Source organism: Streptomyces humicola (assembly GCF_024436035.1).
Lineage (GTDB): Bacteria > Actinomycetota > Actinomycetes > Streptomycetales > Streptomycetaceae > Streptantibioticus_B > Streptantibioticus_B humicola.
On sequence record NZ_JANFNG010000008.1, the window covers coordinates 12,444 to 30,125 of the forward strand.

14 protein-coding genes are annotated in these 17,682 nt (G+C 69.4%); 5 read left to right on the plus strand and 9 right to left on the minus strand.

Annotated elements, in window-relative coordinates; genetic code table 11:
* Positions 1-5: 5 nt before the first annotated feature.
* Positions 6-2,981 carry an excinuclease ABC subunit UvrA gene (uvrA, locus tag NGB36_RS12805; protein WP_255920348.1) on the minus strand — a complete coding sequence of 992 codons (2,976 nt, stop codon included), beginning with the start codon at positions 2,979-2,981 and terminating at the stop codon, positions 6-8.
* Between the two features lie 286 nt (positions 2,982-3,267).
* Between uvrA and NGB36_RS12810 the strand changes: the two genes are divergently transcribed.
* Both NGB36_RS12810 and NGB36_RS12815 read left to right on the plus strand, forming a co-directional pair.
* On the plus strand, positions 3,268-3,999 hold the full coding sequence (locus NGB36_RS12810) for a maleylpyruvate isomerase family mycothiol-dependent enzyme (protein ID WP_255920349.1): 732 nt from the start codon (positions 3,268-3,270) through the stop codon (positions 3,997-3,999).
* A 4-nt stretch (positions 4,000-4,003) separates the two neighbouring features.
* Positions 4,004-4,660: an MBL fold metallo-hydrolase gene (locus NGB36_RS12815; RefSeq protein WP_255920350.1), complete on the plus strand. Its 657-nt coding sequence runs from the start codon at positions 4,004-4,006 to the stop codon at positions 4,658-4,660.
* A gap of 19 nt (positions 4,661-4,679) precedes the next feature.
* Here NGB36_RS12815 and NGB36_RS12820 read toward each other — a convergent pair whose 3' ends face one another.
* The 3 genes from NGB36_RS12820 to uvrB all read right to left on the minus strand — a co-directional run bounded on the left by NGB36_RS12820 (position 4,680) and on the right by uvrB (position 8,936).
* Entirely contained in the window at positions 4,680-5,693 is a 1,014-nt protein-coding gene (locus NGB36_RS12820; RefSeq protein WP_255920351.1) for a cytochrome c oxidase assembly protein, read from the minus strand.
* An 80-nt stretch (positions 5,694-5,773) separates the two neighbouring features.
* Entirely contained in the window at positions 5,774-6,745 is a 972-nt protein-coding gene (locus NGB36_RS12825; RefSeq protein WP_255920352.1) for a TerC family protein, read from the minus strand.
* A gap of 91 nt (positions 6,746-6,836) precedes the next feature.
* The gene (gene uvrB / locus NGB36_RS12830) at positions 6,837-8,936 is read right to left on the minus strand and encodes an excinuclease ABC subunit UvrB (protein WP_255920353.1); all 2,100 of its coding nucleotides are present in this window, start codon (positions 8,934-8,936) and stop codon (positions 6,837-6,839) included.
* An 84-nt stretch (positions 8,937-9,020) separates the two neighbouring features.
* Between uvrB and NGB36_RS12835 the strand changes: the two genes are divergently transcribed.
* Entirely contained in the window at positions 9,021-9,560 is a 540-nt protein-coding gene (locus NGB36_RS12835) for a methylated-DNA--[protein]-cysteine S-methyltransferase (protein WP_255920354.1), read from the plus strand.
* 74 nt (positions 9,561-9,634) lie between these two features.
* Here NGB36_RS12835 and NGB36_RS12840 read toward each other — a convergent pair whose 3' ends face one another.
* The 3 genes from NGB36_RS12840 to NGB36_RS12850 form a co-directional block, all read right to left on the minus strand.
* On the minus strand, positions 9,635-10,003 hold the full coding sequence (locus NGB36_RS12840; RefSeq protein ID WP_255920355.1) for a tetratricopeptide repeat protein: 369 nt from the start codon (positions 10,001-10,003) through the stop codon (positions 9,635-9,637).
* A gap of 321 nt (positions 10,004-10,324) precedes the next feature.
* Positions 10,325-10,927, minus strand: coding sequence for a DoxX family protein (locus tag NGB36_RS12845; RefSeq protein WP_255920356.1), 603 nt, complete (start codon positions 10,925-10,927; stop codon positions 10,325-10,327).
* 129 nt (positions 10,928-11,056) lie between these two features.
* A complete protein-coding gene (locus tag NGB36_RS12850; protein ID WP_255920357.1) occupies positions 11,057-11,671 on the minus strand; it encodes a histidine phosphatase family protein in 615 nt (204 codons plus the stop codon).
* 295 nt (positions 11,672-11,966) lie between these two features.
* On the opposite strand from NGB36_RS12850, the gene NGB36_RS12855 reads away from it, so the two are divergent.
* Both NGB36_RS12855 and NGB36_RS12860 read left to right on the plus strand, forming a co-directional pair.
* Positions 11,967-13,535: a N,N-dimethylformamidase beta subunit family domain-containing protein gene (locus tag NGB36_RS12855; RefSeq protein WP_255920358.1), complete on the plus strand. Its 1,569-nt coding sequence runs from the start codon at positions 11,967-11,969 to the stop codon at positions 13,533-13,535.
* 117 nt (positions 13,536-13,652) lie between these two features.
* Positions 13,653-16,037, plus strand: a complete 2,385-nt coding sequence (locus NGB36_RS12860; RefSeq protein WP_255920359.1) for an alpha-L-fucosidase — start codon at positions 13,653-13,655, stop codon at positions 16,035-16,037.
* Here NGB36_RS12860 and coaE read toward each other — a convergent pair.
* Positions 16,012-16,635, minus strand: coding sequence for a dephospho-CoA kinase (coaE, locus tag NGB36_RS12865; protein ID WP_255920532.1), 624 nt, complete (start codon positions 16,633-16,635; stop codon positions 16,012-16,014). The two genes, NGB36_RS12860 and coaE, sit on opposite strands and share 26 nt — an antisense overlap.
* 60 nt (positions 16,636-16,695) lie before the next feature.
* On the minus strand, positions 16,696-17,652 hold the full coding sequence (locus NGB36_RS12870) for a PAC2 family protein (protein ID WP_255920360.1): 957 nt from the start codon (positions 17,650-17,652) through the stop codon (positions 16,696-16,698).
* Between the last annotated feature and the right edge of the window lie 30 nt (positions 17,653-17,682).

Here is a 17,682-nt window from a genome sequence, read left to right on the forward strand (position 1 = left end):
CCCTGTCAGCCCTTGCCGGCGGCCCGCTTCCGCGGCGCGGCGCTCTTCTTCGGCGGCGCCTTCCGGGCATTCGCGCCGTTCGCGGAGCTCTTCGAGGAGCCCGGGGCCTTCCTCGGGGACGGCACGGCGGCATCGCTGACCCGGTCCCCCAGGATCTCGCGCAGGAACTTGCCCGTGTGGCTCGCCGGCACGGCGGCCACCTCCTCCGGCGTGCCCTCGGCAACCACCAGGCCGCCGCCGTGACCGCCCTCGGGCCCCATGTCGACGACCCAGTCCGCGGTCTTGATCACATCGAGGTTGTGCTCGATGACGATCACCGTGTTGCCCTTGTCGACCAGCCCGGAGAGCACCGTGATCAGCTTGCTGATGTCCTCGAAGTGCAGACCGGTGGTCGGCTCGTCGAGCACATAGACGGTCCGCCCGCTGGATCGCTTCTGCAGCTCGCTCGCAAGCTTGACGCGCTGCGCCTCGCCTCCGGAGAGCGTCGGCGCGCTCTGCCCGAGCCGCACGTACCCGAGGCCCACGTCGTGGAGGGTGCGCAGGTGGCGGGCGATCGCCGGCACCGCCTCGAAGAACTCCAGCGCCTCCTCGATGGGCATGTCCAGCACCTCGGAGATCGACTTCCCCTTGTAGTGCACCTCCAGCGTCTCGCGGTTGTAACGAGCACCGTGGCAGACCTCGCACGGGACGTAGACGTCCGGCAGGAAGTTCATCTCGATCTTGATGGTGCCGTCGCCCGAGCAGTTCTCGCAGCGCCCGCCCTTGACGTTGAAGGAGAAGCGGCCCGGCAGATAGCCGCGCACCTTTGCCTCCATCGTCTCGGCGAACAGCCTGCGGATGTGGTCGAAGACACCCGTGTACGTCGCCGGGTTGGAACGGGGGGTGCGGCCGATGGGCGACTGGTCGACGTGGACGACCTTGTCGACGAGGTGATCGCCGTCCACGCGGGTGTGCCGCCCGGGCACGGCCCGCGCACCGTTCAGCTCCCGCGCCAGATGGGTGTAGAGGATGTCGTTGACGAGCGTGGACTTGCCCGACCCCGACACCCCCGTCACCGCGGTGAAGACCCCGAGCGGGAACGACACCGAGATGTCCTGCAGATTGTGCTCGCGCGCGCCGTGCACCGTCAGCTGCCGTTCCGGCTCGACCGGACGCCGTACCAGCGGGGTCGGGATCTCCCGCTTGCCGGAGAGATACTGCCCGGTCAGCGACTGCTTGTTGGCGAGCAGCTTGTCGAGCGACCCGGAGTGCACGACCTTGCCGCCGTGCTCGCCCGCACCCGGCCCGATGTCGACCACCCAGTCGGAGGTGCGGATGGTGTCCTCGTCGTGCTCGACGACGATCAGGGTGTTGCCCAGGTCGCGCAGGCGCACGAGGGTCTCGATCAACCGGTGGTTGTCGCGCTGGTGCAGGCCGATGGAGGGCTCGTCCAGCACGTACAGCACGCCGACGAGGCCGGAGCCGATCTGGGTGGCGAGCCGGATGCGCTGTGCCTCGCCGCCGGAGAGAGTGCCGGCCGCTCGGTTGAGCGAGAGATAGTCGAGACCGACGTCGACGAGAAACCGCAGCCGCTCGTTGACCTCCTTCAACACCCGCTCAGCAATGGTCTTCTCACGAGGTGTCAGCTTCAGCGACCGCAGGAACTCCGCGCAGTCGCTGATGGACATCGCCGAGACCTCGGCGATGGACTTCTCCGCGATGGTGACCGCGAGCACGATCGGCTTGAGCCGGGTGCCTTCGCAGGTCGGGCACGGCACCTCGCGCATGTACCCCTCGAAGCGCTCCCGGCTGGAGTCCGTCTCGGCCTCCGAGTGGCGCCGCCGGACGAAGGGGATCGCGCCCTCGAAGGAGGTGGTGTACGAGCGCTCGCGCCCGAACCGGTTCCGGTAGCGGACCTCGACCTGCGTCCGGTGCCCGTGCAGCAGGGCCTTCTTGGCCCGCTGCGGAAGACCGGCCCAGGGGATGTCGGTGCGGAAGCCGAGCTCTCCGGCGAGCGCGTCGACAAGACGTGCGAAGTAGTCGCGGGTGTGGCCGAGCGACCAGGGCGCGATCGCCCCGTCGTCCAGAGACTTCTCCGGATCCGGGATGACCAGCTCGGGGTCGACCTCCATGCGGGTGCCGATGCCGGTGCACTCCGGGCAGGCTCCGAAGGGCGAGTTGAAGGAGAACGAGCGCGGTTCGAGCTCCTCGAAGGACAGATCGTCGTAGGGGCAGTAGAGGTGCTCGGAGAACATCCTCTCGCGCTGCGGGTCGTCCTCGGGGAGGTCGACGAAGTCGAGGATCACCATGCCGCCGGAGAGGCCGAGGGCCGTCTCGATCGAGTCGGTGAGGCGCCGCTTGGCGCTCTCCTTGACGGTGAGGCGGTCGACGACCACCTCGATGGTGTGCTTCTCCTGCTTCTTCAGCTTCGGCGGATCGGAGAGCTGGATCGTCACCCCGTCGACCCGGGCCCTGCTGTACCCCTTGGTCTGCAGGTCCGAGAAGAGGTCGACGTATTCGCCCTTGCGCTCGCGCACCAGCGGCGAGAGCACCTGGAAGCGGCTGCCCTCCTCCAGCTCGAGTACCCGGTCGACGATGGCCTGCGGCGACTGGCGCGAGATCGGGCGGCCGCACTCGGGGCAGTGCGGCTTGCCGATGCGGGCGAAGAGCAGCCGCAGGTAGTCGTAGACCTCGGTGATGGTGCCGACGGTCGAGCGCGGGTTGCGCGAGGTCGACTTCTGGTCGATGGACACCGCAGGGGAGAGCCCCTCGATGAAGTCGACGTCGGGCTTGTCCATCTGGCCCAGGAACTGCCGTGCGTAGGAGGAGAGCGACTCTACGTAGCGGCGCTGCCCTTCGGCGAAGATCGTGTCGAACGCCAGCGACGACTTGCCGGACCCCGAGAGCCCGGTGAAGACGATGAGCGAGTCGCGCGGGAGGTCCAGCGAGACGTTCTTGAGGTTGTGCTCACGAGCGCCGCGGACGGTGAGTCGATCGGCCACGCCGGTTCCGTACCTTTCGTAGAAACGGAGGGGCAGCACCCCCCGTTCAGCGTAGCCGGGGCGCCTTCCGCTCTTCTTGCCGAATTGTCGAGTTCTCGCTTCTGGTCTGCTCCGATGAGCCTATAGCACGTGTATTCGATTTTGCGGCGGATACCGCCATGTTCACTCGACCGAGTGAGCCGCGCTAGCGTCGGAGGTGACCAGTGAGCCCGTCGCAACAGCGTCGGCAGCGGCTGATGTCATGGCGGAGCGACCGCGACCGGTGCGAGGAGAGCAGGGAGGCCCCGTGTCCGTCCAACGACCCGACCCCGTAAGCGATGCGGCTGCCGCACGTGCGGCCACCGAACGGCTGACCGAGGCCGTCTCGGGGCTCGACCCGGCCGCGGTGACCGAGCCCTCGCTGCTGCCAGGCTGGACGCGGGGGCATGTGCTCACCCACCTCGCGCGCAACGCCGACGCCCTCGTCAACCTGCTCACCTGGGCCAGGACCGGCGAAGAGATCCCCATGTACCCGAGCGACGAGGCCCGCGACAAGGACATCGAGGAGGGTGCCGGGCGCCCGCTCGACGAACAGCTCGACGACCTGCGCCTCACGGCGGAACGGTTCGCGCTGGCCGTCGAGGAGATGCCGCCGCAGGCGTGGGCCTCCCAGGTGCGCACCCGGCACGGCGGCGTGTACCCGGCGGCAGTGCTTCCCGCCAAACGGCTCACGGAGGTGCTCCTGCACCACGTGGACCTCGGTATCGACTACACCTGCGACGACCTGCCGCCGGACTTCGTCGAGCGCGAGCTGGCCTGGCTTATCGACGGGCTCAGCGGCCACGAGGGCATCGCCGCGGTACGGCTGCGCGACACCGGAAGCGGCGAGGAGTGGCTGATCGGCGCCTCCGCCGAGCCCGAGCTCACCGTCGCCGGCTCCGCCCGACAGCTGCTCGCCTGGGTCACCGGACGCAGCAAGGGCGAGAAGCTGACCCGCGAACCCGATCTGCCGCTCCCCGTGCTCCCGCCGCTAGGGTGACGCCATGTCGTACACCGGAGCAGTGAAGGTCGGCGGACCGCCGGACGTGCACGAACTCACCGACCTGATGATCACCAAGGTCGCGGTCGGCCCGATGGACAACAACGCGTACCTGCTGCGCTGCCGCGCCACGGGCGAGCAGCTGCTGATCGACGCGGCCAATGACGCCCACACTCTCATCGAACTCATCGGCCCGGACGGCCTGGCCTCCGTGGTCACCACGCACCGGCACGGGGACCACTGGCAGGCGCTGCGCCCCGTGGTCGACGAGACCGGGGCGTGCACCTACGCCGGCCGCTACGACGCCGAGGGCATCCCGGTGCGGACCGACGTCCTCCTCGAAGACGGCGACACCGTACGTGTCGGGCGCGTCGAGCTCACCGCCCGCCACCTCGTGGGCCACACCCCGGGCAGCATCGCGCTCATCTACGACGACCCGCACGGGCACGCGCACGTCTTCACCGGCGACTGCCTCTTCCCGGGCGGGATCGGCAACACCCACAACGACCCCAAGGCATTCGAGTCGCTGCTGGGTGATGTGCAGGCCAAGCTCTTCGACCGGCTCCCGGACGAGACGTGGGTCTACCCGGGCCACGGCAAGGACACCACGCTCGGCGCCGAGCGCCCTCACCTGAAGGAGTGGCGCGAGCGAGGCTGGTGAACGTCGCCGAGGACGGCGCTCAGCCCTGGCGCTGCTGGTTCCTGCGCACCCGGTCGGCGACCTCGCCGCCCTCGGTCTCCCACCACGGCCGCACCATCTCGGGTGCGGCCGCGGCGGTGCGGGACGCCGGGGCGTCAGCCGCGGGACGCGCGGCCACCGGCACCAGCTCGCGGTCGAGGCGGGCGTCGAGCTCGGCGGTCTTCGCCCGCTCGGTGCGCCACCACTCCACGAAGACGGCCATCATGAACGGCAGGCCGACGAGCTCGGCGAGCGTGAACATCAGCCCGCCCGCGATCTGCTGGTCATGCTGGAGCGTCGGCCCCCAGCTGCGCGGGTGCGCCGCATACCAGTGGCCGGCCACCAGCGTGTTGCTCAGCAGGATGACGACACCGGGAATCGAGTCGAACAGACCGTCGATGAAGACCAGGAACGCCCGCACCGGGTGCGTGCACCACCGCGGCAGCATCTCCTGGCCGGTGAGCAAGGGCAGAACGAAGAGCAGACCCGTCACGAGCAGTTGCAGGTGCATCAGCTGCTTGACGGCCTCGTTGCCGAGTGCCGTCTGGAAGTACGGCGTGAAGTAGATCGACATCTCGGAGACGAGGACAGCGACGGAGCTCACCAGCGGAAACGTCAGGAACCTCACGACACGGCTGCCGACGACGGCGTCCAGCCGGGCGGCCGACCGCTCCGGCAGTGTGCGGCGGGCCAGCGCGAGGGGGTCGCCGATCGCGAGACCGAGCGGTGCGAGGAGGTCGAGAATGATGTTCTGCGTCGTGGCGGGCCAGAAAAGGACCTCGCTGTAGACGGACAGTGCGGACATCGTCGAGAACACGACGATGCCGAGGCCCATCAGGGCGAAGGCCACGGTGCGCGGCACCGACCAGTGCTCGCCGCGGCGACGCAGCCGCACCACCCCCGCCGCGTACAGCGCGCCTGCGGCCACGACGAATGCGAGCGCGAAGGGATCGAGCTCCCAGGACCGCAGAAACGTCGCGACCGTCAGCTCCGGCAGGTTCGTCACCGCCAGCATGCTCACCGGTATCCACCCGCCCTCGCCGTCATGTCAGCCACGGGCACCTACGGTAGACGCCCGGAGCGGGCGGCCGTGGCTCAGGGGGTGTCCTGCGAGCCACGCGTCCCGGATGCCGTCAGACTCGTGACCGTCGTCACCGCGAGGACGACGAGGATGACACCGAGGGAGACGGGGACGGAGATCTCGGGGGCGGGGACACCGGATTCATGGAGCGCGTGCAGCACGAGCTTCACGCCGATGAAGCCGAGGATGACCGACAGGCCGTAGGAGAGGTGGACCAGCCGCTTCAGCAGGCCGCCGAGGAGGAAGTACAGCTGGCGCAGGCCCATCAGGGCGAAGGCGTTGGCCGTGAAGACGATGTACGGGCTCTGGGTGAGGCCGTAGATCGCGGGGATCGAGTCGAGCGCGAACAGCACGTCCGTGGTGCCGAGCGCCAGGACGACGACGAACATCGGGGTCATCAGGCGCTTGCCGTTCTCGACGACGGACATCCGTGTCCCGTGGTAGGCGCCGGTCGACGGGATCCTGCGCTCGACGAGCTTGAGGAGCTTGTTCTCCTCGTACGCCTCCTGCTCGCCCTCCCGCTGCTCCGTGCGCGCCTCCTCGACGAGCTTCCATGCGGTCCAGATCAGGAATGCGCCGAAGATGTAGAAGATCCAGGAGAAGGCGGAGATCATGGCGGCGCCGGCCGCGATGAAGGCGGCGCGCAGGACGAGCGCGATGAGCACGCCGAGCAGCAGGACGCGCTGCTGGTACACGCTCGGCACCGCGAACTTCGCCATGATCAGAACGAAGACGAAGAGGTTGTCGACGCTCAGCGACTTCTCCGTGATGAAGCCCGCGAAGAACTCCCCAGCCGGCTGCCCGCCTTGGAAGAGCAGCAGGCCGAGGCCGAAGAGGGCGGCGAGCACGATCCAGACGACCGTCCAGATGCCGGCTTCTTTGATCGACACCTCGTGCGGCCGGCGGCCGCCGACGAAGAAGTCGACGGCAATGAGGGCGCAGAGCGCGACGATCGTCAACACCCAGAGGCTGAGGGATCCATCCACCGCACGAACGGTACAGGAACCTTCATGTATAGGTAAAAGGACAACCAAATGACCCGATCATGCTGGCGGGCACCTCCCTGTCGCCTCCCTGTCAGGCCATACCGGCCTCCCGCATCTGCCGCAGCTCCTTCTTCAGCTCCCCCACCTCGTCGCGGAGCCTGGCCGCCACCTCGAACTGCAGATCGGCCGCTGCGGCATGCATCTGGTCGGTCAACTCGCCGATCAGCTCGACCAGTTCCTCCGCAGGGACGCTCTTGGCGGCGGCCCGCTTCTCGCCCGCCTTGCCAGCCAGCCCGGGCACGGGGGACTTGCCGCGCGACCGCTGGCGCCCGGAGCCCAGCAGCTCCTCGGTGTCGGCGTCCTCACGGGCGAAGGAGTCCAGGATCCCGGCGATCTTCTTGCGCAGCGGCTGCGGATCGATCCCGTGCTCCCGGTTGTAGGCGATCTGCTTCTCACGGCGCCGGTTGGTCTCGTCGATGGCGCGCTGCATGCCAGGCGTCACCTTGTCCGCGTACATGTGCACCTGGCCGGACACGTTGCGCGCGGCACGGCCGATCGTCTGGATCAGCGAGGTGCCCGACCTCAGGAACCCCTCCTTGTCCGCGTCGAGGATCGCGACCAGCGAGACCTCGGGCAGGTCGAGACCCTCGCGGAGCAGGTTGATGCCGACGAGGACGTCGAACTCGCCGGCGCGCAGGTCGCGCAGCAGCTCGACGCGGCGCAGGGTGTCGATGTCGCTGTGCAAGTAGCGCACCTGGAGGCCGAGTTCGAGCATGTAGTCGGTGAGGTCCTCGGCCATCTTCTTGGTGAGGGTGGTGACCAGGACCCGCTCGTCCTTCTCCGCGCGCACCCGGATCTCGTGCACCAGGTCGTCGATCTGCCCCTGCGTCGGCTTCACGATGACCTCGGGGTCGACCAGACCGGTGGGGCGGATGATCTGCTCGACAACGCCGTCGCCGCGGGAGAGCTCGTACGGCCCGGGGGTGGCGGACAGATAGACGGTCTGCCCGATCCGCTCCAGGAACTCCTCCCACTTCAGCGGCCGGTTGTCCAGGGCGGACGGCAGCCGGAAGCCGTGCTCGATGAGGGTGCGCTTGCGCGACGCGTCGCCCTCGTACATCGCGCCGATCTGCGGGACGGTGACATGCGACTCGTCGATGACGAGGAGCAAGTCCTCGGGGAAGTAGTCGAGCAGGGTGTTGGGCGCGGAGCCCGCCTCGCGGCCGTCGATGTGGCGTGAGTAGTTCTCGATGCCGGCGCAGCTACCGACCTGGCGCATCATCTCGATGTCGTAGGTGGTGCGCATGCGCAGCCGCTGGGCCTCGAGGAGCTTGCCCTGCTTCTCCAGCTTCCCGAGCGTCTCCTCCAGCTCCTCCTCGATGCCCTTGATCGCCCGCTCCATGCGCTCGGGACCGGCGACGTAGTGGCTGGCGGGGAAGACGTACAGCTCCTGGTCGTCGGTGACGACCTCGCCGGTGAGCGGGTGGAGGGTGGACAGCGCCTCGATCTCGTCGCCGAACATCTCGATGCGGACGGCGAGCTCCTCGTAGACCGGGAAGATCTCGATGGTGTCGCCTCGCACCCGGAAGGTGCCGCGGGTGAAGGCCATGTCGTTGCGGGCGTACTGGATGTCCACGAAGCGGCGCAGCAGCTGGTCGCGCTCGATCTCGTCCCCGACCCGCAGCCGGACCATGCGGTCGACGTACTCCTGCGGCGTGCCCAGGCCGTAGATGCACGAGACGGAGGCGACCACGACCACGTCGCGCCGGGTGAGCAGCGAGTTGGTCGCGGAGTGGCGCAGCCGCTCGACCTCCTCGTTGATCGAGGAGTCCTTCTCGATGTAGGTGTCCGTCTGCGGGACGTACGCCTCCGGCTGGTAGTAGTCGTAGTACGACACGAAGTACTCGACGGCGTTGTTCGGCAGCAGCTCGCGGAACTCGTTGGCGAGCTGGGCGGCCAGCGTTTTGTTGGGCGCCATGACGAGGGTCGGTCGCTGCAGGCGCTCGATCATCCAGGCGGTGGTCGCCGACTTGCCGGTGCCGGTGGCGCCGAGCAGCACGACGTCCTTCTCCCCCACCGTGATGCGCCGTTCCAGCTCGGCGATGGCCGCCGGCTGGTCGCCGCTGGGCTTGTAGGGGCTGACGACCTCGAAGGGCGCCACCTTGCGTTCGATCTCTGTTACGGGCCGCATGAAAACACCGTACGACCCGGCACTGACAATGGCGGAAGTTCCAGGTCGGAGGGGGTTGTCGGTGCCCGGCCCTACTCTGGCACCGTGACCGACCTCCACTGGACCGTACGGGACACCCCGATCGGCCCGCTGCTCCTCGCCGTGACGGAGCGCGGGCTGGTCAGCGTCGTCTTCCGTGCCGACGAGCGCACGACACGCACCGCCCTGAACCGCCTGTCGGAGCGGCTGGCCGCCGAGCCGATACCCGTCGGTGCGGCCGGGATCCCGCACCTGCCGGCGGCGGTCCGGGAGCTCGATGCGTACTTCGCCGGTGAGCTGCGCGAATTCACCGTCCCCCTGGACTGGACGCTGAGCTCGGGTTTCACCCGCGACGTCCTGCGCGAGCTCGCCACCGGTGTCCCGTACGGCACCGTCGTCGGCTACCAGGACCTGGCCGATCGCGTCGGCGATCCGGGCGCGGCCCGTGCGGTGGGCGTGGCGATGGGCTCCAATCCACTCCCCGTGGTCGTCCCGTGCCATCGTGTGATCGAAAGCGGCGGCGGGATAGGCGGCTTCGGCGGCGGACTCGAGATCAAACGCAAGCTGCTGGCGATCGAGGGCGTGCTGCCCGAGCCGCTCTTCTGAGCCGCTCTCGTACCCGCCGTCGTCAGGCGCCGTCGTCAGGCGCCGTCGTCAGGCGCCGTCGTCAGGCGCCGTCGTCAGGCGCCGTCGTCGAAGCCGGCGGCTGCGACGTACTCCGGCTTGGGGTCGAGCGCGGCGGCGAGGCGGAAGTGACGGCGGGCCTCGTCGTTGCGGCTTGCGCGCTGCAGGGTGCGGGCCAGTGCGAAGTGGGCGAAGGCGTTGTCCGGTTCGCGCTCCAGGACGATCTGGAACTCCAGCTCGGCCGGCCGCAGTTGGGCGGCGGCGAAGAAGGCCCGGGCGCGCAGCAGACGGGCGGCGGTGTTCTCCGGATGGACGGCGATGACGGAGTCGAGCAGCTTGACGGCGCCGCGCGGGTCACGGGCGGCGAGCAGCCGTTCCGCGGCGCGGTAGTCGATGAGGTTGGTCTCCGGGCTGCGCTCGGGCACTTCCGTCTCCTCACGTGGTGCATCGTCGTGCGTCCAGGGCACGGGTGCGCGCTCCCCATCGCGATCAACATCGCATCGCGGCAACCGCATTCCCGTCGGCCGTTGCTCAATAGGCTCCCCGCCTCGCGTCACGCCCACTCCGCGGTCCGTCTTTTCGTCCTGCGGGAGACCGGATGGACGGAGCGTAGCCGGACGGCGGCATACCGTGAGGACATGGCCGAGCCCCCACGAAGCTCACCGCGTCGGCCCGGCCGCAGACCACGGTCAGCGGCGCCAGCGCCGAGGGCAGCGTCCCGTCCCGCGAGCGCCCTCACCTCGCGGTCATGAGGCCGATGGCTGGTTCTGCGGCTCCTCGCCGCCCGGGCCGCGGTCGGCCCCGCCCCTGGCGCGGCGTGTGATGAGCGCCGCCGCGACGACGGCGACGCACGGGTAGGCGAGCGCCGCCACCCAGGGCCGGTCGAGCCGGTGTCCGGTCAAATGGTCGAGCGAGAGACGGCCCGGCCCGGTCAGGCCGAGGCCCACCGCGACGGACCCCGCCAGCACGGGGAGCTCAAAGCCTCCGTTGCTCGCGAAAGGGCCATTGGGGGCGTGGAACGCCGTGGCGCCGGCCATGACTCCGGCGGCGGCCGCTCCCCCGGCCGGGGTCGCAAGGCCGAGGGCGAGGAGCGTTCCGCCGCAGGTCTCGCCCAGACCGGCGGCCACCGCACTCGGCACACCGGGCTTGTAGCCCATCTGCTCCATCGCCGCCCCCGTGCCCTGCGGGCCTGCGCCGCCGAACCAGCCGAAAAGCTTCTGCGTGCCGTGCGCGAACAGCAGACTGCCCGCCGCCAGCCGCAGTGCGAGCAGCCCGACGTCCCTCCCGCACGTGGTGGCGGGGGTCTTCGTACGCCGCGCGCGGCACGGCTTCCTGCACAGGGACGGCATGGCCTGGTCCTCTCCTCGCGATCCCCTCGCGGATCCGGGCAGGGGGCACTCGCCTCCAGTCTCCGACAGCATGCGGCAGGCGACCGCCCCGCGTACGCCGTCCGGTACAGCCCGTGCCGGAACCCGGGCTCAGAGGCCGGGGTCGGGCGCGGGCATGTGGTTCCACGCGGTGATCACGGGCCGGCCGTGCTCGGTGCCCAGGGTGCTCAGCGTGCCGGTGTCGAGGCGGAACAGGGCACCCGCGGAAGGCGGCAGACCCAGGCGGCGCGCGGTGAGCACGCGCAGGAAGTGGGCGTGGGCGACGAGCACGACGTCGCCCCCGTCGGGTGCGCGCAACGAGTCCTCGATCCGCGCGAGCACTCGGTCGGCGCGCGCCCCCACCTCGTCAGGCGCTTCACCCGGATGGCCGGATCCGCCGGGAGCGACGCCGTCCGTCCACAGGTTCCAGTCCGGCCGAGTGCGGTGGATCTCCGCCGTGGTGGTGCCCTCGTAGCCTCCGTAGTCCCATTCGTGCAGAGCGGCCTCGATGGTCACCGGGTCGAGTCCGGCGAGCTTGGCGGTGTGCACGGCCCGGCCCATCGGGCTGGCCAGGGCGAGAGCGATCCTGCGCTCGGCCAGCAGTGGCCGCAGGGCGCGCGCCTGGTCCTCGCCGCGGGCGGTGAGGGGCAGGTCGGTGTAGCTGGTGTGCCGCCCCGAAGCGCTCCACTCGGTTTCGCCGTGCCGGACCAGGATGAGCTCGCCCATACGGTTCATCATCTCTTCTCTGCACGCTGTCCGGCGAACCCGGCCGGTCCTCCGTCCCATGACCGCCCCATGACTGTTCCATGACCGCTCCATGAGCACTGAGGCTGTTCCGGCCGCACTCGCCGCGGGTTCTCGTATGCAGAGCATCTCATCCGCCCCCGCGCGCCAGTTCGGCGCGGCATAGCTACCCTCGACTCACAAGGGACGCAACCACTTCGGCACGGATTCACTCACTCGTGTGTGAGAGCCACGGAACACTCACTCGTGTGTGAGGGCCACGGAACGGAGCGGACCAATGGCCAGGCCTGACTGGAACCGACGGCATTTCCTCGGCACGGCGGCCGGGGTCGGAGCGGGAGCGTTCGTCGCGGGCTGCGGCACGCACCCCGACGGCGCCGCATCGGTCCAGGCGATCGCATCGCCGGCCTCGAGCGCAGCCGTCACCGCCGAGAACCAACTGCCCGGCGACGCCGACTGGCGCCTGCACCACCGAGGCTCGGACCGCGCCGTCGAAGGCTATGCGGACAAGGCCAGCGTCCTGCCCGGCGAATCGTTCCGCCTGCATGTCTCCACCACATCGACGGGATTCCGGGCCGACGCCTACCGGATGGGCTGGTACGGCGGTGCCCAGGCGCGCAGGGTCTGGTCGTCGCAGCGCGTGGCATCGAGAGCGCAGCGCGTCCCCGCGCCGGCGGGCTCGACCCGTACGGTGGCGGCCGGCTGGCAGCCGAGCACCGAGATATCGACGCGGGGCTGGCCCGAGGGGTCCTATCTGATACGCCTGACCGCTGATTCGGGCGAGCAGCGCTATGTGCCGGTCACCGTGCGCTCCCGCTCCACTGAGGGCCGCCTGGTGATCGTCAACTCGGTCGCCACCTGGCAGGCGTACAACACCTGGGGCGGGCACAGCCTCTATCAGGGGCCGGGCGGCTCGTCCGACTATGCCAACCGTTCCCTGGCGGTCAGTTGCGACCGCCCGTTCGACGACAATGGCGCACTGCTGTTCACCACCTACGAGCAGCCGGCGATAGCTCTCGCCGAACAGCTCGGGCTGCCGCTCGCCTATGTGACGAGCATGGACATCGACCATGATCCCAGCCTGCTGCACGGCGCCCGCGCGGTGGTCTCGCTCGGCCACGACGAGTACTGGACGCCCGCGATGCGCCAGCGGGTGACGGCGGCCCGCGACGCCGGCACCAACCTGGCGTTCCTGGGCGCGAACGCGTGCTTCCGCCGCATCCGCCTGGAGCCGACCTCCGCGGGCGACCGCCGCCTCGTCGTCTGCTACAAGACCGACTGGATGAAGGACCCGATGTACGGCAAGGACGACGCCGCCGTCACCACCGACTGGCGTGAGCCGCCCGGCGCGCATCCCGAGAACTCGATGACAGGCACGCTGTACGAGTCCAATCCGACCTCCGCCGACTATGTGGTCGCCGAACCCGGCCACTGGCTGTTCGAAGGCACCGGCGTCAAGGCCGGAACCAGCTTCCCCAACCTCGTCGGCACCGAGTACGACCGGGTCAACTCCGGCGGGAACACGCCGCGTCCGATCGAGATCATCGCCCACTCCAAGCTGGTCTGCCGCGGGGTGCGCACCTTCTCGGACTCGGCGTACTACACCACCCGCGGCGGGGCCGGGGTCTTCAACACCGGAACCATGCGCTGGGTCGAGTCGCTCAAGGGCGACGGCAGCCACCGCATCCCTCCGCACACCGCGGACTTCACCCGCCGGGTGACATCCAATCTCTTCCTTGCCTTCGCCGTCGGCCCGGCGGGACGCGCGCACCCGGCCAAGGACAACCTGGACGCCTATCACCCCTACGACGGCGATCCCACCTGGGCGAAGCAGAACCTGTGGTGACCACCACCAAACATCAGATGTATTAAGCCGATATCCAGTTCTGCGCAGCATCTTGACACCCCACCAAGCCCTCCCGAGTATCAGTCATCGGATGACTGCATCCGTACAGGAGGGCACATGCAGGATTTGCCAAGACGCCAGGTGCTCGGAACGGCCCTGGGCGCGGCTGTCGCCACGACCCTCGCGACCGGCGGGAGCGCACTGGCTGCGCCCGCTGCGACCGACGCGCGCATGACACAGACCACCGATGACCCGGGCGCGGGAACCGCATGGGGCTCCGTGCCTCCGGCCGTACCCGTACCTCTGGACAGCTACTTCAACAACAACGCGATCGACACCGCGACCACCCACGACGGCAACTTCGACGGATCGGGATACGCCTTCCCCGGCGAGCAACTTCCCTCCGGCACCACCGCGATCGGCGGCGTGCCGTTCGCCTTCTCCTCCTCGGCGACGTCGGACAACAACGTCGTGGCGCTGGGCCAGCACATCGCGCTGCCGGCTCCGGGCACCTATCTGTCCGCCCAGTTCCTGCTCGCGGGCAGCTACGGGGACGCCTCCGGCACCGTCACCGTGAGCTACGCCGACGGTTCCACCTCGCAGGCGGATCTTACGGCCCCCGACTGGTACTCCAGCGGCGGCTCCGGGGCCGTCAACGCGACGTTCCGATACACCCCCACCGGCACCGACCAGCACCCGGTCTCCATCTCCACCGCCGAGTTGTGGATCGACCCCAGCCGCAAGGCCGTCGCGGTCACCCTGCCCACCACGGCCCAGCCGGCGGCGAACACCACGTCGATGCACATCTTTGCGCTCACCCTGCAACCAACAGCCCAGGGACGGGCGTTGATGCTGCGCACCGCGGCATCCACCAACTCCCTGCTCGATCCACGCACCCAGAGCGTCGAAGCGACGGTCGTCAACGCGGGCAGCGTATGGATCGACGCCTCCGACCAGGTGCAGGCGGCTGTCACCGTCGACGGCGCGAGGACCGTGACCCCGGCCTCCATCACCACCCTCGCCCCCGGCGAGGAGGCGCGGGTGCGGATCGGCATACGCAGCACCCCGGGCACGGCGCCGGGCACCGCCCGGACCGGCACGGTGGCGGTCACCGGCCGCGGCGCACAGGCCGCGGCCCTGCAGACCGGGCTGACCCTCGGCACCCCCGACTACCAGCCCACCGACGTCTCGTTGGAGACCCATCAGGCGCCGTACTGGTTCGACGACGCCAAGTTCGGGATCTTCATCCACTGGGGCGTCTACTCGGTGCCCGCATGGGGGCCGGTCGGCAAGGAGTACGCCGAGTGGTACTGGGACCACATGCAGGACCCGAACGACCCCACGTACGCCTACCACAAGCAGACCTACGGCGAGGATTTCGCGTACGACCAGTTCATCCCTCGCTTCACCGCACAGCGCTTCGACCCGCGCAGCTGGGTGGAGCTCTTCCGCGACGCGGGCGCCCAGTACTTCGTGCTCACCTCCAAGCACCATGAGGGCTTCGCGCTGTGGGACACCAAGGTCACCGACCGCAACGCGGTCAAGCTCGGTCCCCACCGCGACCTGGTCAGGGAGCTGTTCGACGCGTCGCGCACCTACACCCCGCAGTTGCACAACGGGCTGTACTACTCACTGCCCGAGTGGTTCAACCCGGCCAATCCCTGGATGGGCCATGCGCCGCGCAACCCCTACACCCTGCAGCCGGTCCCGTACACGGGCTACATCCCGGTCAACGACTACGTCGCGGACTACCAGACGCCCCAGGTACTCGAACTGATCAACGGCTACGACCCGGACATCATCTGGTTCGACATCGGCGGCGTCAACGACAGCCTCCACACCATGGCGGACTACCTCAACCACGCCAAGAACCGCCCGATGCCCAAGGACGTGACGTACGACAACCGCGGCGGCATCGCAGCACACGACTTCACCACCCCCGAATACACGACGTACAAGAACACGGTGGTGGCGAAATGGGAGGCGAGCCGCGGCCTCGACCCGTTCTCGTACGGGTACAACAGCGCCACGCCCGACAGCGACTACATGACCGCCGAGCAGGTGGTGCAGACGCTCGTCGACATCGTCAGCAAGAACGGCAACTTCCTCCTCGACATCGGCCCGAAGGCCGATGGGACGATCCCCGACATCATGCGGACACGGCTGCGCCAGACCGGCCAATGGCTCGCGATCAACGGTGAGTCGGTCTACGGGACGACGTACTGGTCGAAGATGGCCCAGCTGGGGAACCTGCGCTTCACCATCAGGCAGGGCCCACGGAACCCGGCGTTCTACATCAGCTCGCTCGGGGACCCCGGCTCCACTCTCGTCGTCCAGGCTCCCGTGCCGGTCCGCAAGGGCGACAAGGTGACCATGCTCGGCTACAACCAGCCGCTCGACTGGGAGTTCGACGGGGAGACGCTGACCGTGCAGGTCCCGGCGGCGGCCCGGATGGCCGGGCAGTACGCGTGGGTGTTCAAGATCGCCTGGAGCGGCGGCTGACATCGGCGCCGCGCTCGCGCAGTTGCTCCCAGACCTTCCTCACCTGCGGTTCGAGCGCATCCAGTGGCCCGTCGTTGTCGATCACGAGGTCGGCGACGGCGAGCCGCTGCTCACGCGTGGCCTGTGCGGCCATCCGGGAGCGGGCCTCGTCGGTGTCCATGCCGCGCAGCCGCACGAGCCGGTCCAGTTGCGTCTGCGGCGCGGCGTCGACCACCACCACGACGTCGTACAGCGGTGCGAGGCCGTTCTCGGCGAGGAGCGGGACGTCGTGGATCACCACGTCGTCCGGACCCGCCTGCGCCTCCAGCTCGGCGGAGCGCCGGCCGACGAGCGGGTGCACGATGGCGTTGAGCGCCTGGAGCCGGGCCCGGTCACCGAAGACGATCGCGCCGAGCTTCGGGCGGTCGAGGGTGCCGTCGGCGCGCAGCACGTCGTCGCCGAACTCGGCGACCACTGCGGCGAGTCCGGGCGTGCCGAACTCGACGACCTCGCGTGCGATCCGGTCGGCGTCGATGACCAACGCTCCGTACGACGCGAACAGTTCGGACACCGTGCTCTTGCCCGACCCGATCCCGCCCGTCAGACCCACCGACAGCATGGTCACGCCTCCGCTCACCCCGGAACGCCACCCACGCTATCCGATCACCGCGGCCGCGGCTCAGCCGCCGTCTCCCTCCCGTTCCGTCCGCTCCGCGAGGAAGCGTTCGAACTCGGCTCCCAGGTCGTCGGCGGTCGGCAGGTCGACAGGCTCGGCCATCAAGCTCTCGCGGCCCGTCGCTCCCGCCAGCGCGTCGTACTGGGTCTCCAGGCCGCGCACCACGGTGACCAGTTCGGCGTCCCCCTCGGTGATCTGCCGGTCGACCTCGGCGCGTATCCGGTGTGCCTCGGCGCGCAGCGCATGGGCCGCCCAGGGCAGCACCAGCCCTGTGGCCGCCGTCACCGCCTCCAGAATGGCCAGCGAGGCGTCCGGGTACGGTGAGCGTGCCAGGTAGTGCGGCACATGCGCGGCGACCCCCAGCACATCGTGTCCGGCCTCGGACAGCCGCAGCTCGATCAGCGACTCCGCACTCCCGGGCACCTCGGCCTCGTCGAACCACCCACGGTGGCCGGGCATCAGGTCCGTCCGGTTGCCGTGCGGGGTCAGACCCACCGGCCGGGTGTGCGGCACGCCCATCGGTATGCCATGGAAGTTGATCGTCATCCGCACGCCGAGCCGCTCGACGAGACCACGCACCGCCCCCGCGAACCGCTCCCACTCCACGTCCGGCTCCGGCCCGCAGAGCACCAGGAAGGGTGTGCCGGTGGCATCGTGCACCAGGTGCAGGGCGAGTTCGGGCCTGTCGTAGGAGATCCAGCGGTCGCGCCGGAAGGTCATCAGCGGACGGCGTGCGCGATAGTCGACAAGCCGGTCCACATCGAAACGGGCGACCGTACGGCGCTCCCCGCCGTCACCGCCTCCATCGCCGAGGAGCTGGGCTATCAGCTGCTCCCCCGCGTCCCCCGCGTCGATGAAGCCCTCAAGATGGTACAGAAGCACCAGCCCTCCGGCGGCCGCGGCCTCCACCGCAGCCAGACCCTCCGGCTCGAACTCGTACAACTCCCGTGGATCCTGCACCGTTATCGCCCCTCCGTGCTGTTCCCTTCA

What these genes read in the sequence shown, in the direction of transcription:
- NGB36_RS12820 (WP_255920351.1), bottom strand. Translation starts at nt 5,693, where the DNA reads ATGCTGGCGGTGACGAACCTGCCGGAGCTGACGGTCGCGACGTTTCTG.
- coaE (WP_255920532.1), bottom strand. Translation starts at nt 16,635, where the DNA reads ATGCTGTCGGTGGGTCTGACGGGCGGGATCGGGTCGGGCAAGAGCACG.
- NGB36_RS12815 (WP_255920350.1), top strand. Translation starts at nt 4,004, where the DNA reads ATGTCGTACACCGGAGCAGTGAAGGTCGGCGGACCGCCGGACGTGCAC.
- uvrB (WP_255920353.1), bottom strand. Translation starts at nt 8,936, where the DNA reads ATGCGGCCCGTAACAGAGATCGAACGCAAGGTGGCGCCCTTCGAGGTC.
- NGB36_RS12860 (WP_255920359.1), top strand. Translation starts at nt 13,653, where the DNA reads ATGCAGGATTTGCCAAGACGCCAGGTGCTCGGAACGGCCCTGGGCGCG.
- NGB36_RS12855 (WP_255920358.1), top strand. Translation starts at nt 11,967, where the DNA reads ATGGCCAGGCCTGACTGGAACCGACGGCATTTCCTCGGCACGGCGGCC.
- NGB36_RS12845 (WP_255920356.1), bottom strand. Translation starts at nt 10,927, where the DNA reads ATGCCGTCCCTGTGCAGGAAGCCGTGCCGCGCGCGGCGTACGAAGACC.
- NGB36_RS12850 (WP_255920357.1), bottom strand. Translation starts at nt 11,671, where the DNA reads ATGGGCGAGCTCATCCTGGTCCGGCACGGCGAAACCGAGTGGAGCGCT.